Below are 14,847 nucleotides of genomic sequence, written 5' to 3' on the forward strand. Positions count from 1 at the left end.
CGAAACACAAAGTCAGTACAGCCTGCGATTCTATCCCCTGGATGCCTCCTGCCGGGTCACGGACTCCGCCTGCAGCGCGGCCTCGATCACGGCCACTGCCTTTTCGGGCTGGGCGGCGCCGCACATGAACACATCCACCGCCGCAAACCCATGCTCCGGCCAGGTGTGAATGCTGATGTGCGACTCCTTCAGCAGCAGCACACCGGTCACGCCCAGGCCTGGCCCGAAGTGGTGAAACTCGCCACCCACCGGCGTCGCCCCGGCCGCCCGAGCGGCATCGCGGAGCAGGTTTTCGATGGCCAAGCAGTCGCCAAGATACGCAGCGCCAACGCCGTGCAAATCTACCAGCAGGTGGCGCCCCCGCGGAAGGTGAACGGCAGTATCGCTCACTTGTGCCCACCGCCACCGGACGACCAGCCGCCGCCGGACGAGCCACTGTTCCAGCTGCGCGAACTGCCGCTCGAACCACGCCGCTCGTCGACGTTTTCGAGGGTCGCGACGAGCACCACGATCAGCCCGAAAACGATGTAGCCCCAGCGCGTCATGACTTGTCCTCGAACAGACCTGTGTAAACGGGCAGCCACAGGACGATGAAGGCAACCAAGGTCACCACCCAGCTATACAGGCTCCCCATGAAAGACAGGGGAATGTTGACGAGCAACAGGACGGCCGAGAAGGCGATGGCGAGGGGGCGCAGGGAGGCCCGCGGGTCGGCGTCGGAACGCGTGCTGCCGGCGTCGGCCAGCGACGCGACAAAAGCCCCGGCAGTCAGCTTGCCACCCTTGCCGAACCAGCCATCGACGGTACTCGCCGGCACGCGCTGGGCGAGGGACCAGGTGATTTCCGCCGGACTGCGCTCGCTGCTGAGGGTGCCGCGGCTGCCCCGGTAATCGGTGATGGAAACACTGTCGCCAACCTTGACCCTCCAGTTGAAGGCCCCGGCGGCGTAAATCACCTCGGCACCGTAGGCGATCATGCGCGTGAAGGCGCTGCCGTCGAGGCGCACCGCGCTGGCGGAAACCGACTCCGGCCAGCTGTCGAGCACCTTGACCTTGTCCCACGCCGCGGCGGATTCGACGAGCCACAAAAAACCGGCTGCTTCGCTGAACAACAGGTATTCGGTCCACGCCTCCGTCTCGCCCACCTCGCGGCAGCGCATCAGGCCGATCAGACTGAAGGCATGGCCGTCGATCTTCGCCACGTCGCCGAGCGCCAGCGTCGTCGGCATCATCGCTTCACGGCGGGCCGCCTCCATGATCTCGACGGTACCGGTGGTGGCGTCGGATTCGGTGCCGCAGGCCGGACAGTGCAGATGGGCAGCCACCGCCGGACGCCAGCTGATGGACGCACCACAGGCCGGGCATTCCAGCGACGCAGCCTGGCCCTTGAGATGTCCGGCGCTACGGGCGATTTCATCGGGCTCGCGCAACAGCTGGCATTTGAGGTCGGCAAGACTGACCGCCTTGCCGACGTAACGGCGGGGCTGGGGACCATCGGAATAATCGAGGGTCAGAAAGCGGTGCGCCTGGCGGTAGTCGGCCACCCGGGCTTCCCAGCCGGCCCCCACCTGGAAGGGCAGTTCGCCTTCGCCACCGGTGCAGCGGGCGGTGCGCAGATCAGCCGCCGAGTAGGTCACGCCCTCAAAAACGTAGGCACCACCGGGAATGATCTGGCCGAAGGGCGGCGCATCGTCAGCGCGGCCGCTGTCGAGGGTGATCGCGTACTGGCCGGAGGCATCCGACAACCAGCCGCCCGTACCGTCGTCGAAGAGGATGTACCACTCGTTCCAGAAGCCCGCCTCGTAACGCAGCTGGATGCGCCCGACCACGCCAAAGGCCTTGCCGGCGTACATGCCCGAGGTGGTGATGCGGATCGGCGAGTAATCCTCCAGCGCCACCGCCATCTTGCCCACGTCGCGCACCGCGTCGGCCTCGCGCAGCAGCGTGCTGCGGCAGTATTCGCAGACGGCGATGGCCGAAGTGGCGGAACGGAAGGTGACCTCCGCGCCGCAGCTCGGACAGGCGAGCTTGAACATCCGGGCGCTTAACCGATGAGCTTCTTGAGGATTTCAGCCTTGGCCGAATCGTAATCGGCCTGGGTGACGAGGCCCTTGTCGAGCAGGCTCTTGAGCTTGGCAAGACGGGCTTCCGGATCTTCGCCAGCCGGTGCTGCGACCGGCGCTGCAGCCGGCGCCTGACTGCCGCGCAGCGCGTCCATCATCACCTGTCCCATGCCCACGCCGGCGGCCAAACCGGCACCCACACCAGCCAGCCCGCCCTCGTTCTGCGCTGCCAGCGGCACGGAGTTGGCCACCTGGTACTGGGTGTACTTGGCAAGGTCGCCGACCATGCCCATCGAGATGCGCGTGTCGATGGCCTTTTGCAGCTCTTCGGGCAGGGAGATGTTCTCCACCGCGAAGTTGTCGAGCGTCATCCCGTAGCGCTCGAAGGTCGGCGTCATCGCCTCGGTCATGCGCTGGGCCAGCAGGATCTGGTTGGCGGCCATGTCGAGAAAGGGCACCTCGGCACCGCCCAGTGTGGCGCTCATGGTGGCCACGACGAGGTTGCGCAACTGCTGCTCCAGTTCGTCCACCGTGTAGGCGGCGCGGGTGCCGCTGATTTCGGTGAAGAACTTCCGCGGGTCGGCCAGCTTGTACGAATACATGCCGAAGGCACGCAAGCGCACCATGCCGAAATCCTTGTCGCGGATGGTGATCGGCTGCGGGGTGCCCCACTTGCGGCCAAGCTGCAGGCGGGTGCTGAAGAAGTAAACGTCGGACTTGAAGGGCGACTCGAAGAGCTTGTCCCAGTTCTTCAGGTAAGTGAGTACCGGGATGGTCTGGGTGGTTAGCGTGTACATGCCCGGCCCGAAGACGTCGGCGATTTTGCCTTCATTGACGAAGACGGCCATCTGCGAATCGCGCACGGTCAGGCTGGCGCCGTACTGGATCTCGAAATCCTCCATCGGATAACGCCAGGCCAGGGTGCCGTCGGCGTCCTCGTTCCACTGGAGGACGTCGATGAACTGCTTCTTGATGAAGGATCCGAGACTCATGAAAGTGCTCCAGTAAAAATCAGGACATGCAGGCGGCGTTGATGATGCCGACAACGAGCGACAACACGCCCGCCGAGGCTCCCGCCGCCACGTTGTTGCCGGCCAGTTGGTCGGGCAGGCGGGGAAAGGCCCGCGCCAGCAGGGCGTAGGTAATGACCTGCACCACCAGCCCGCAACTGCCCCACATCAGGAACAGCGCGTAGCTGTCGTTGTGCAGGATGCTGGAAGCGACGGTGAGCGAAAACCCGATGGTCGCTCCGCCCAGCGACAAAGCCGGTGCAACGATGCCCTGGCGGATCAGCGCGAGTTCATGAAACGGCGTCACCCGCATGTAGATGACGACGAACAGGCCCACCATCAGCAGGCCGGAAAGCAGGTGCAGCAGGTAGTTGGAAAACGCTTCCATGAACGGAATCCCGGTTTGGCGGCGGCTCATTTAGCCAGCATTTCCCGTGCCCGGCAAGCGCTTTGCAGGTAGAGTCCGCAGCCATGTCCGCGCCCGTCTCCCGCCCTCCCGCCGCCGAACCCGCACCGGATCGGCTGCTGATCCTGTCGGTCTTCGTGGTGGCCTCCTGCGGCCTCGCCTACGAGCTGATCGCCGGCGCCCTGTCGAGCTACCTGCTCGGCGACTCGGTGCTGCAGTTCTCGTCGATCATCGGCTGCTACCTGTTTGCGATGGGCGTCGGCTCGCACCTGTCGAAGTACGTGAAGGACGAGGACGTGCTGGCCCGCTTCATCGACATCGAGCTGCTCGTCGGGCTGATCGGCGGCGTCTCGGCAACATTGCTGTTCCTCCTTTTCGCATGGATGGCGGCGCCCTTCCGCAGTGCGCTGTACGCCCTTGTATTTGCGCTGGGTGTGCTGGTGGGCATGGAGATTCCGCTGGTGATGCGCGTCCTCAACGGGCGCAAGGCGGTGTTCAGCGAGCTGGTCAGCCGGGTGCTGACCTTTGACTACCTGGGCGCGCTGGCGGTATCCCTGCTCTTCCCACTGGTGCTCGCCCCCAAGCTGGGGCTGTCGCGCAGCGGCTTCCTGTTCGGCATGGCCAACGCCGCGGTGGCGCTGTGGACGCTGTGGCACTACCGCCTCGAAATCCCCCGCCTGCGCACACGCCTGACCCGCGGCGTACTGGTGATGGCCTTCCTCGGCTGCGGCCTGCTGCTGTCCGAAAACCTGACCCGCTGGGCCGAGCGCGGCCTGTTTGGCGATGAAATCATCTTCGCCACCACCACGCCTTATCAACGCCTGGTGGTCACCCGCTGGAAGGACGACACGCGCCTCTACATCAACGGCAACCTGCAGTTCTCCAGCCGCGACGAACACCGTTACCACGAGGCCCTGGTCCACCCGGCCCTGCAGTCGATGCCGTGGGCAAAATCGGTGCTGGTACTGGGCGGCGGCGACGGGCTGGCGGTGCGCGAAGTCCTGCGCCACGCCAACGTACAGCACGTCACCCTGGTCGATCTCGACCCGGCCATGACCGGGCTGTTCTCGCGCAACGATTACCTGGCGGGCCTCAACGGCGGATCGCTGAAGGACGCCCGCGTCACGGTCATCAACGCCGACGCCGGCCAGTGGCTGGAGACCAATGCCGACGCCTTCGACCTGATCGTCGCCGACTTTCCCGACCCGTCCAGCTTCGGTCTCGGCAAGCTCTACTCGGTGCCCATCTACCGCCTGATGGCCAAGCACCTGTCCGAAAACGGCGCCCTCGTCGTGCAATCCACCTCGCCGTGGTTCGCCCCGCGCAGCTACTGGTGCATCGACGCCACCTTGCGCGAAGCCGGCTTCCACACCCATCCGTATCACGCCTACGTGCCGTCCTTCGGCGAGTGGGGCTTCAACCTCGCCACCAAACGCACCGGCTTCACGCCGCCCACCCGCTACAGCGTCCCGACCCGCTTCCTCGACGCCGAAACCACCCGCCTGATGTTCCGGTTTCCGCCCGACATGCAACCCCTGCCGGTGGAGCCCAACCGCCTCAACAGCCAGGGCCTGGTGCATTACTTCGAGCAGGACTGGGGCAACGTGATCCGGTGATGCAGCGACGGCGCTTTCTGCACGCCGGGCTCGGCGCCGGCCTGGCCCTCGCCCTGCCCGGCTGCCATCCGTTGAGCCACCTCGGCATTCCGCTCACGGTACTGCATCCCGGCATGGCCGAGGGCCATCGCCTGCGGGATGGTGCCCCGCTGCCCGCCCCTAGCCGCGAAATCCGCACCGGCGTCGTCATCCTCGGCAGCGGCGTTGCCGGCCTCACCGCGGCGTGGCGGCTGGCGAAGGAAGGCGTCGATGACTTCCTGCTCGTGAACGGCCCGGAGCCCGACGGCAACGCCGCCGGCGGGCGCTTCGACAGCCCTTCCGGCGCACTCGCCTACCCCCGCGGCGCCCATTACCTGCCGCTGCCCTCGCCCGAATCGACCACCGTGCGCGAACTGCTGGCCGAACTGGAGGTGATCGAAGCCAATCCCTTCTCCGCCCGCCCGCGCTTTGCCGAAACGGCGTTGGTGCACGCCCCCGATGAGCGCCTGTTCTTTGGCGGTGACTGGCACGACGGCCTGCTCCCCACCGAACACGTGGGCGCCGACGAAGCCGCCCAGCACCGGCGCTTTCTGGCCGAAATGGCCCGCCTCACCCACACCCGCGGCAGCGACGGACGGCGCCTCTTTTGCGTGCCGCTGGTCCAGTCGTCCGCCGACCCAAGCTGGCGCGCGCTCGATGCCACGCCCTTCCGCGACTGGCTCAGCGCCAGCGGCTACACCGCGCCGAGCCTGCACGCCTATCTCGACTATGTGTGCCGCGACGAATACGGCGCCGGCCCGGAGCGGATCTCTGCCTGGGCCGGCCTGCACTACTTCGCCAGCCGCGGCGGACAGGCCGAAAACGCCCCCGACGGCGCCCTCCTGACCTGGCCCGACGGCCTCGCCTTTCTCGCCAGCGGCCTACGCCGGCGGGTGCCCGCCACGCGCCAGATGGCCGGCCACGCGTTGCGCATCCGCGAAACCGGCAAGGGCGTCGAGGTACTCGGCATCGACGCCGCCGGCCCCTTCTTGATCCGCGCCCGCAAGGCCATCTGCGCGATGCCACTCCACGTGGCGGCCCGGCTCATCCCGCACATCCGCGACTACGGCTTCGATCCGGCCGCCCACCTGCCGCCCCAGGCGGCGTGGCTGGTGGCCAACTTCCTGCTAGACGGCTTTCCGCCCGAGCCCACCGAGCAGCCCCTCGCCTGGGACAACGTGATCCATGGCAGCCCCGGCCTCGGCTGGGTCGTGGCCACACACCAGCAGATCCGCGCCGCCCGCCCGGCGCACACGGTGTTCACCACCTACCAGGCCCTCGCCGATCGCCCCCCCGCCGAGGCGCGCCGCTGGCTGGAAAGCGCCTCGGCCGACGAACTCTTCGCGCTGGCCAGCGTCGACCTGATCAGCACCTACGGCAAACTGGAACTGTGGCAACGCACGCGGGCCGTCGAAATCACCGTGCGTGCTCACGGCATGGCCTCGCCGGTATGCGGCAGCCTCGCCAACCCCGGCCTGGCCGCCCTGCGGGAAGCCGACGGACGCCTGCTCTTTGCTCACGCCGACCTGTCCGGCTACTCGGTGTTCGAGGAAGCCAGCTGGTGGGGCGACCGGGCCGCCCGGCTCGCCGCCAGTCACTAAAGGAAGAATCGCCATGCTCGCCGTCCGCACACAGCCCACACACCCGGCGCGACGACAGCGGGGACTGCTCTTCAGCCTGCTCACCGTCCTGCTGCTGGGCTACGGCGCGGTCATCACCGGCATCGGACTGAACCAGGAGAGCCTGCTCTTCCACCCGGAAGCACTGCCCGCCGACTTCAGCTTCGCCGGTCGCTACCCGCCCGAGCAGGACTTCGAAGAGATGCGCATTGCAGTAGACGGTGCCGAACTCGACGCCCTGCTGTTCCGCCAGCCGGCCAGTCGCGGGCTGGTCTTCTACCTGCACGGCAATGCGGGCAACCTGGTCACCTGGACCAACAACGTGGACTATTACCGGCGCCTCGGATTCGATCTCTTCATGCTCGACTACCGGGGTTTCGGCAAGAGCACTGGCCACATCGCCAGCGAGGCCCAGTTGCACGCCGACGTACGCACCGCCTGGGACCGGGTCGCCCCGGCCTACACGGGCAAGCCGGTGGTGATCCTCGGCCGCTCACTGGGTAGCGGCCTCGCCGCCCGCCTGGCAGCCGACGTGACGCCGGACCTGCTGGTACTGGTGTCGCCCTACGCCAGCCTCGAACAGGTGGCGAAAGAGCGTTTTCCGCTGGTCCCGGGGATGCTGCTGAAATACCCCCTGCGCAGCGACCAGCTGATGGGCACCCTGAAAAGCCCGGTCCTGATCACCCACGGCGACCGTGACGAGGTCATTCCCTTCGCCCACGCCCAGGCGCTGCTCACGGCAAGCGGCGGACAGGCCGAACTGGTACAGGTGGAAGGCGCCCGCCATGGCGACATCCAGCGCTTCCCGGCCTACCTGGACGGCCTCTCCCGGCGCCTCATGGCCCTGACTGGAGAGCCGGCTCCGGCAAGGTAGCAGCGTCCTCCTCCACCTCGGCCGGCAGAATTCGCCCCAGCCCCTCGACGATCGGGCGCAAGCAGAGTTCAAGCGCCTGCAGCGCGGCAAGTGCACGGGCACAGTCACGGGCATTGGCCGCGGCCTCCAGCCGACCAGCAATGCTGGATACCTCGGCCATGCCGAGCAGGCCGGCGCGCCCCTTGAGGGTATGGGCGAAAGGCACCACCCGTTCCCAGGCCCGCTCTTGCACATCGATGCGCAAACCCAGCGGGCCATCGGCAAACTGTTTGCGGAACTTGGACAGCAGCCGGGGATAGAGCGTTGGGCTGATGCCCGTATCATTGATTGCACACTGGGGGTCGAGGCCGGGAATGCCGTCCAGCCCCGCCACGGCGGCGCCACCGGAGGGCGGCAAAAGCGGCGGCCCGCCGGGGATCCCACCGCCGCGATGATGCCGGGCCAGCACGCCATGCAGGTCGTTCAGCTCGTAGGGTTTGTTCAGGCTGCCGTTCATCCCCAGCGCCAGGCAACGCTCCAGGACGCTGCGCCCGCTGTGGGCCGACAGCGCATACACCGGCAGCCCGGCCAGCGCCGGCTGGGCCCGAATCTGGCGGATCGCCTCGTAACCATCCATCACCGGCATCTGCAGGTCCATGAAGACCAGTGCGTAATGGTCGGCGGGCTGGGCGGCCAGTTGGGCCAGCGCATCGCGCCCATCCACGGCGGTGTCCACCTCCACGCCCCAGCGCCCCATCAGGGCGATGGCCACATCGCGGCTGGTCGCGTTGTCCTCCACCAGCAACACGCGCAGGCCATCAAGGGACCCGGTGTCCACCGCACTGCCTGGCAACACCGTCTGACTGCGGCCGAGAATCTCGTCGCACAGACGGCGCAGGCCGCCGGGCAGCAACGGCTTGTCGCAAAAATGCAGGCCATCCGGATGAATCCCCAGCGCATCGCTGTCCACGCTGCGCGGCACCGACAGCAGCGCGATGTGACGCGGGGCCAGTTCGGGCCGCACGCGCAGGGCCGCCAGCACGGCCCCCCCATCCCGGTCCGGCAGAGACCAGTCGAGAAACAGCAAGTCATAGGCCCGCCCGGCCGCATGGGCCGACTCGAGGCATTCGAGCACTTCGGCCCCGCTGCTCACCGAGTCGACTTCGTCGATGCCCTCGAAATTGAGCAGGTCGATCAGGGCCAGCCGCGCTTCGGGATAGTCATCAGCCACCAGCACGCTCAAGGCGGTCGGCGCGGCTGCCACGGATGGCGCATGACAGGTCTCGTCACGGCGTACCGGGATCAGTGCCTGGAAGACACTGCCGCGCTTGGGGGCGCTGCGCACGCGGATCTCGCCTCCCATGGCATCGACCAGCCGGCGCACGATGGCCAAGCCCAGCCCGGTGCCGCCGAAGCGACGCGTGGTGGCGCCGTCGGCCTGGACGAAATCGTCGAAAAGCCTGTTGATCTGGTCGGCCCGCATGCCGATTCCGGTGTCTTCGACCGTGATGCTGAGCATCACGGTGCGGCCCTCCTGCTCCTGGCCGTCCACCCGCAGGGCAACGTGGCCGGCGGGCGTGAACTTGACCGCATTGGACAGCAGGTTGGAGAGCACCTGACCGATCCGCAGGGGGTCACCGAGCAGTTGATCATTGAGCACCGCAGCGCTCTCCGGCCGGGCCTCGAAAAGCAGCTCCACTCCTTTTTCGAGAGCGGCCCGCTCGACCTGCAAAAAGGCACTGGCAACGACCTGCTCGAGCCGGAACGGAATATTCTCCAGTTCCAGCCGACCGGCCTCGATCTTGGAGAAATCGAGAATGTCGTTGAGGATGTCGAGAAGAGCCCGGCCGGCTCCGCGAATCTTCTCGGCGTAATCCCGCTGGCGGGGCTGCAGCTTGCTGTGAAGCATGAGATCGGCCATGCCGATCACGGCATTGAGGGGGGTGCGAATCTCGTGGCTCATGTTGGCCAGGAACATGGACTTGGCCTGAGTCGCCTGTTCAGCGCGGGCGCCGGCATCCTTGAGTTTCTGTTCGATGGCCTCACGCTCGCGAATATCGGTCTCGATGGCCCGGGCCATCGAGTTGAGCGTGTCGCGCAGGGCCTGCACCTCCTCCACCCCATCATCACCGGTCAGACGTACCTCATACTGCCCCCGCGCCAGTTTGCCGGTCACTGCACACATGTCCTCGATGGGCTGGAGGACCTTGTTCTGGGTTGTCCGAAAAGCCAGCAAGACCAGCAAGGCCGTCATCGCCATGCTGAAAATCGAGGCAACGATCCAGTTTCGCAGACGCCCCCGCGCCTCGGCCACTTCGGCACTGGTCCGTTGATCCACCTGTTCAATCAAGGTAGCGACCGCCGTCACCACCCTGAGGCGATGGCGATCGTAATCCTCGCCAAAGACCATCTTGATGGCCAGCTCCGGATGCGGCACGCCCTTCGACACGAAGGTGCGGGTGCGCGGATCGTACAAACCCCGGGTCGCCGCAAAAGCCACCTGCTCGATGGCCCTCAGCGCTTCGGCTTCGGCAATCACGCTCTCCAGCGCCGCGATTTCAGCGCCATGAAACCCCTGGGCCACCATGCGGGCCCGCATCGACATGCGCACCCCATCGACGGGCGGGACGAAAGGCGTCTGCCCGGCAATGACCCGGTCCCAGAAAGTGCTCGGATCGCCATCCTCCACGACCGGCTTGCGGCCCTCACGAATATCCAGGATCGCGTGGTAATAGCCGAGATAACGGGTTTGCCCGGTCACGACATACGTACGGACCAGACGCGACAAGGCATCCATCTCCTGATGCAGGACCTCGACCACGCGCAGGGTGGCGACACGCTGATCGGCCACCGTCTGGGCCCGGTCAAAGGCGTTCAGAACCAGAAGGGAAATGGAGCCGTTGATGGCGACAATCAGCAGCAGGGCTGCCGAAAAAAGGAGGGATAACTTGCTGAGTTTCATAACCGGACAGCAAGTTTACACTGGCGTATGCGTCACACCGCGTGGCAGCGTTGGCGGCGACGCACCGATTCACTGATGAGATCCAGCACACAGTAAAAAGCCCCCGCCGCCAGCGGCGGATTGCTGACCGGCCAGCCAAGCCCCGGCACCGTGCTGCGCCAGCTCCAGTTACCCAGCCAGGTGCCCCACAACTCCATGAGCAGCGAAAGCAGGAACATGGTCACGTAAAGCCGCGGCGACGGCCCCCAGCGCATGCAGAGGAGGAAAATCAGGCACAGCGGCGGCCCCAGCCAGTCGAGCCCGGCCAGTGCCAGCACGCTGACCGCCAGCAGGGCCAGCCACGGAGCAAGAGCAAGCAGCCGCCCGGGCAGGCGCTCGGCCAGATACAGTCCGAGCCAGTAAAGCAGAACATGGCCGGGCGGAACGAACAGCGGCAGGTTGCCGAGCCGGTAATCGTAGAGCCCCCAGACCAGGGACAGCACCACTTCACCCGCGGTGGCAATGACCAGACAGGCCAGCAACTGGAGGCGCAGGCCGGCGCTGCGGTGCAGCAGCACGCCGAGCAATCCCCACACCCAGATGCTGACCAGAGGCTGCCCCCAGGCACCGCCAAAACGGTCGATCGCCAGCCCCACGAGGATGGTCAGGCTGGCGACAAGGGCCAACAGGGGCGAGGAAGTCATGACAAGGCCGCCCCCGGGGAAGGCTTACTCGATGCCCTGGCTGGACAGATATTCCTCGTAGGTGCCACGGTAGTCGACGATATCGCCCGGGCCGCGGATTTCAAGGATGCGGGTGGCGATCGACGACACGAAGGCCCGGTCGTGGGACACGAAGATCAGCGTGCCGCCAAAATCGGCGATACCCGAGTTGAGGGACTCGATGGACTCCATATCCATGTGGTTGGTCGGCTCGTCGAGGAGCAGCACGTTCTTGCGCTGGAGCATCAGCTTGCCGAACAGCATGCGGCCCTGCTCGCCACCGGAAATCACCTTGACCGACTTCTTCACGTCGTCGCCCTTGAAGAGCAGGCGTCCGAGGGTGCCACGGATCAGGGTTTCGGCGTCGTCGCCCTCATAGCCGCCTTCGCGCACGTAGCCGCTGATCCAGTCGGTGAGGTTCTCGTCCACCGCAAAGTCTTCGGCGTGGTCCTGGGCGTAATAGCCGAGCTTGGCCTTCTCGGCCCACTTGATGGTGCCGAACTGGGGCGCCAGACCGTGCAGGCCGGTGCCGACCAGCAGCTTGAGCAGCGTGGTCTTGCCGATGCCGTTCTCGCCGATGATGGCGATGCGGTCGTTGGCATCCGCCGTGAAGGTGAAGTTCTTGATGATCGGGTGGGCCGGATCGTAGCCGAAGGTGAGGTTTTCGATCTCGACGGCCTGACGGTGCAGCTTGTCCTTCTCGTCGTAGTCGAAACGGATCCACGGGTACTGGCGGCTCGACGGCTTGAATTCCTCGATCTTGATCTTGTCGATCTGCTTGGCCCGGCTGGTGGCCTGACGGGCCTTGGACTTGTTGGCCGAGAAGCGGCGCACGAACTCCTGCAGCTCCTGGACCTTTTCCTTGGCCTTCTGGTTGGCGTTCGACTGACGCTCGCGGGCCTGGGTGGACGCCTCGATGTAGTCATCCCACGTACCCGGCCATACCTGAATGCGGCCGTAGTCCAGATCCGCCATGTGGGTACACACCTGGTTCAGGAAGTGACGGTCGTGGGAGATGATGATCATCGTGGAGTTGCGCTGGTTGAGCACTTCCTCCAGCCAGCGGATCGTGTTGATGTCCAGGTTGTTGGTCGGTTCGTCGAGCAACAGGATTTCCGGATTGGCAAACAGCGCCTGGGCCAGCAGCACGCGCAGCTTCCAGCCGGGTGCGACTTCGCGCATCAGGCCGCCGTGCTGTTCGGTGGGAATGCCGACGCCGTGGAGCAGCTCGCCGGCACGGGCCTCGGCGGTGTAACCGTCGTACTCGGCGAAGTGGCCTTCCAGCTCGGCCGCCTTCATGTAGTCGTCCTCGGTGGCCTCCGGGTTGGCGTAGATGGCGTCCTTCTGCTGCATGCACTCCCACATCTGGGTATGGCCCTGCATCACCACGTCAAGCACCCGCACGTCTTCATAGGCGAACTGGTCCTGCTTCAGAAAGGCCATGCGCTCGCCGCTGTCGAGGGCGACGTTGCCGGCGCTGGGCTCCAGCACCCCGGCCAGGATCTTCATGAAAGTGGATTTGCCCGCCCCGTTGGCCCCGATCAGACCGTAGCGGTTGCCGTCGCCGAACTTGACGGAGACGTTCTCGAAAAGGGGCTTGGCCCCGAACTGCATGGTGATGTTGTTGGCGATAAGCACGACACGAATTCCTTAACTTCCGGCGACCAGAACGGCCAAACGAAAACGCCGGCTCGTGGCCGGCGAAGCTAACCCAAATTTTACCGATTTTTCAAGTACCTGAGCAAATTTCTCAGGAGATGATGCGGTGCGTCAGATGCACGCCGGGCCGGCCACGATGGCAGGGGCCACGTTTCCGGGGCAGCAGACTCCCGGCGGTGAAAAACAGCCATCCCGACAATTCAGGGTGCTGCCACGCGGGCCATCGACGCCAGCATAACCAGTGAATGACACTGTTTTGGCAAAAAAAACCGTCGGAATATTTTACAAAAATATAAAATTATTTTTTTAAAATAATCAAATACTTGATTTAAATAAAGTAAATGGCATGGCACGAACGGTGCATTGCGAGTTGATGTGAGCAAATCTGCAGCACGTCAAAAAAATTGCTTGACCAACCCCGCTTGACCACTACAACTGGAGTTTCAACATGAAAAAACAACTGCTCGCTCTCTCCTTGGTCGCACTTGCCGGTGGCGCTCAAGCTGCCACCATTTCCTTCTCGGACTCGTACGGTCTGGCCACCACCAACTGGAGCCAGGAACTGACCCTGCAAAAGTTCGACACCACGCTGGGCCACCTGAACTCCGTGACCTTCAATTACGGGGGCGACGTTCTCACCACACTCAGGGTTGAAAGCCTCGACGCGACATCCAGCACTATCACCGCAACGAGCGGCGCAGCGCTCATCTTCGGCGGCCCGCTCAGCCAGACCTTGAGCATCGGCGGCTCGGGCAACATCCTGCTTTCAGCCTTCGACGGGATCATCGATTTTGGCGGCACTTCCGGCGCCATAGTCGGCCCCTTCAGCGCCTCCAAGTCCGAAACCCTCACCCTGCTCAACGCACTGAGCGCCTTTCAAGGCCTGGACACTTACGGCATCACGGTCAACGCTCAAGGTCAAACCTCCGCCTCAGGCGCGGGCAACCTGCTGACCCAGGTCAGCACCGCAGCCCTGGCCCAGATCACGGTGACCTATGACTACTCCACGACAACCGTCCCGGAACCCGCCTCCATGGCCCTCGTCGGCCTTGGCATGATGGGTCTGGCGGCAATCCGTCGTCGCAAGTAATTTTGCGGTCAAACGATACGGGGGCATGAACGCCCCCGTATCGCTTTTCGGACAAACGCAGGCAGCAACTGTTTGCGCGTGACAACATGAAGTCCGATACCGGCAAGTATTCCAGTACCTGAGCAAATTTCTCAGGTCATTGAGCAGCGCCTCAGATGAGCGACGGGCCAGCCACGATGGCGGCAGCTTCCTTCTCCGAGATGCGCAGGGTCGCGGTGGAGATCAGGTGTGCCGTCAGCCAGTCGTGCAGAACCATGCCGCCATCGCCGACAAAGGACAGAAAGCGGCAGCCCAGCTGGCCACCGCCCTCGCCGACAACGAAATTCATCGTCCGGGCTTCGCCGCGGACCTCGTCGGGGATGCCTTCGATCTGCAAAACGAAGGGAAAGGTCTTCGGCTCCGGGAGCGGCGCCTCTGCCGGTACGCTGAAACCCTCGAGGGAAAGATCGTTAAGCGGAATACGCTCGCCATCGACCCGTATCCAGAAGCAGACACTCCCCCAACGCTTCGCCACAAAGCGTTGACGTTTGCGGCGTTCGGGATTCTCGATCTCACTTTCGGTCACATTCTCAGCCATTTAGCCTCGCCAAAAAACAACAAAACCACTCGTCATTCACAAAATATCACCAGGAAATACTTTCAAACCTTTTTTACAACAAAAAAGAGAAAGTCACCAAACCGGATCATAACAATCCTTTTTAGTCTTTCGTGACATTAATCACGAAAAGACAGCATTTGATATTCAGGTGTCGGGCAATTTTACACATATCAATAGACACACTTTATTTCATTTGCAACTCATTGATTTTTATACACCTACCCAAGCCGGGCACGGCGCTTGCTAATGAAGT

13 protein-coding genes are annotated in these 14,847 nt (G+C 64.5%); 4 read left to right on the plus strand and 9 right to left on the minus strand.

What is annotated here, in order from left to right; all coding sequences use genetic code 11:
- Positions 1–30 precede the first annotated feature (30 nt).
- From speD to ETQ85_RS02430, 5 genes are read right to left on the minus strand one after another with little or no spacing between them, the layout of a single operon-like run.
- The gene (speD, locus tag ETQ85_RS02415) at positions 31–390 is read right to left on the minus strand and encodes an adenosylmethionine decarboxylase (protein ID WP_148577533.1); all 360 of its coding nucleotides are present in this window, start codon (positions 388–390) and stop codon (positions 31–33) included.
- The gene (locus tag ETQ85_RS26085; RefSeq protein ID WP_187394555.1) at positions 387–545 is read right to left on the minus strand and encodes a hypothetical protein; all 159 of its coding nucleotides are present in this window, start codon (positions 543–545) and stop codon (positions 387–389) included. Before ETQ85_RS26085 ends, speD begins: the two co-directional genes overlap by 4 nt.
- Entirely contained in the window at positions 542–2,035 is a 1,494-nt protein-coding gene (locus ETQ85_RS02420) for a DUF4178 domain-containing protein (RefSeq protein ID WP_148577534.1), read from the minus strand. The genes ETQ85_RS26085 and ETQ85_RS02420 overlap by 4 nt, the downstream gene beginning before the upstream one ends.
- A gap of 8 nt (positions 2,036–2,043) precedes the next feature.
- Positions 2,044–3,054 carry an SPFH domain-containing protein gene (locus ETQ85_RS02425; RefSeq protein WP_148577535.1) on the minus strand — a complete coding sequence of 337 codons (1,011 nt, stop codon included), beginning with the start codon at positions 3,052–3,054 and terminating at the stop codon, positions 2,044–2,046.
- A gap of 19 nt (positions 3,055–3,073) precedes the next feature.
- Complete coding sequence (locus ETQ85_RS02430) at positions 3,074–3,490, minus strand: DUF350 domain-containing protein (protein ID WP_222862032.1); 417 nt, start codon at positions 3,488–3,490, stop codon at positions 3,074–3,076.
- Between the two features lie 53 nt (positions 3,491–3,543).
- Here ETQ85_RS02430 and ETQ85_RS02435 point away from each other — a divergent pair, with 53 nt between their 5' ends.
- From ETQ85_RS02435 to ETQ85_RS02445, 3 genes are read left to right on the plus strand one after another with little or no spacing between them, the layout of a single operon-like run.
- Positions 3,544–5,094 (plus strand): polyamine aminopropyltransferase, encoded by a 1,551-nt coding sequence (locus ETQ85_RS02435; RefSeq protein WP_148577536.1) that lies wholly within the window; start codon positions 3,544–3,546, stop codon positions 5,092–5,094.
- Positions 5,094–6,713, plus strand: a complete 1,620-nt coding sequence (locus ETQ85_RS02440) for an NAD(P)-binding protein (RefSeq protein ID WP_148577537.1) — start codon at positions 5,094–5,096, stop codon at positions 6,711–6,713. Before ETQ85_RS02435 ends, ETQ85_RS02440 begins: the two co-directional genes overlap by 1 nt.
- A gap of 13 nt (positions 6,714–6,726) precedes the next feature.
- Entirely contained in the window at positions 6,727–7,605 is an 879-nt protein-coding gene (locus tag ETQ85_RS02445; protein ID WP_148577538.1) for an alpha/beta hydrolase, read from the plus strand.
- On the opposite strand, the gene ETQ85_RS02450 is transcribed toward ETQ85_RS02445, so the two are convergent.
- Genes ETQ85_RS02450 through ETQ85_RS02460 form a run of 3 tightly spaced genes read right to left on the minus strand, consistent with a single transcriptional unit; the run spans position 7,568 to position 12,885 of the window.
- A complete protein-coding gene (locus tag ETQ85_RS02450) occupies positions 7,568–10,546 on the minus strand; it encodes a response regulator (protein ID WP_148577539.1) in 2,979 nt (992 codons plus the stop codon). The two genes, ETQ85_RS02445 and ETQ85_RS02450, sit on opposite strands and share 38 nt — an antisense overlap.
- 32 nt (positions 10,547–10,578) lie before the next feature.
- On the minus strand, positions 10,579–11,229 hold the full coding sequence (locus tag ETQ85_RS02455) for a hypothetical protein (RefSeq protein ID WP_148577540.1): 651 nt from the start codon (positions 11,227–11,229) through the stop codon (positions 10,579–10,581).
- Positions 11,230–11,253: 24 nt separating this feature from the next.
- Positions 11,254–12,885, minus strand: a complete 1,632-nt coding sequence (locus ETQ85_RS02460; protein WP_148577541.1) for an ABC-F family ATPase — start codon at positions 12,883–12,885, stop codon at positions 11,254–11,256.
- 469 nt (positions 12,886–13,354) lie between these two features.
- On the opposite strand from ETQ85_RS02460, the gene ETQ85_RS02465 reads away from it, so the two are divergent.
- Positions 13,355–13,996, plus strand: coding sequence for a PEP-CTERM sorting domain-containing protein (locus ETQ85_RS02465; RefSeq protein WP_148577542.1), 642 nt, complete (start codon positions 13,355–13,357; stop codon positions 13,994–13,996).
- Positions 13,997–14,147: 151 nt separating this feature from the next.
- Here ETQ85_RS02465 and ETQ85_RS02470 read toward each other — a convergent pair whose 3' ends face one another.
- On the minus strand, positions 14,148–14,573 hold the full coding sequence (locus tag ETQ85_RS02470; protein ID WP_148577543.1) for a PilZ domain-containing protein: 426 nt from the start codon (positions 14,571–14,573) through the stop codon (positions 14,148–14,150).
- Positions 14,574–14,847: the final 274 nt, after the last annotated feature.

Origin of the sequence: Zoogloea oleivorans, from assembly GCF_008107625.1 — a bacterium.
Classification (GTDB): domain Bacteria; phylum Pseudomonadota; class Gammaproteobacteria; order Burkholderiales; family Rhodocyclaceae; genus Zoogloea; species Zoogloea oleivorans.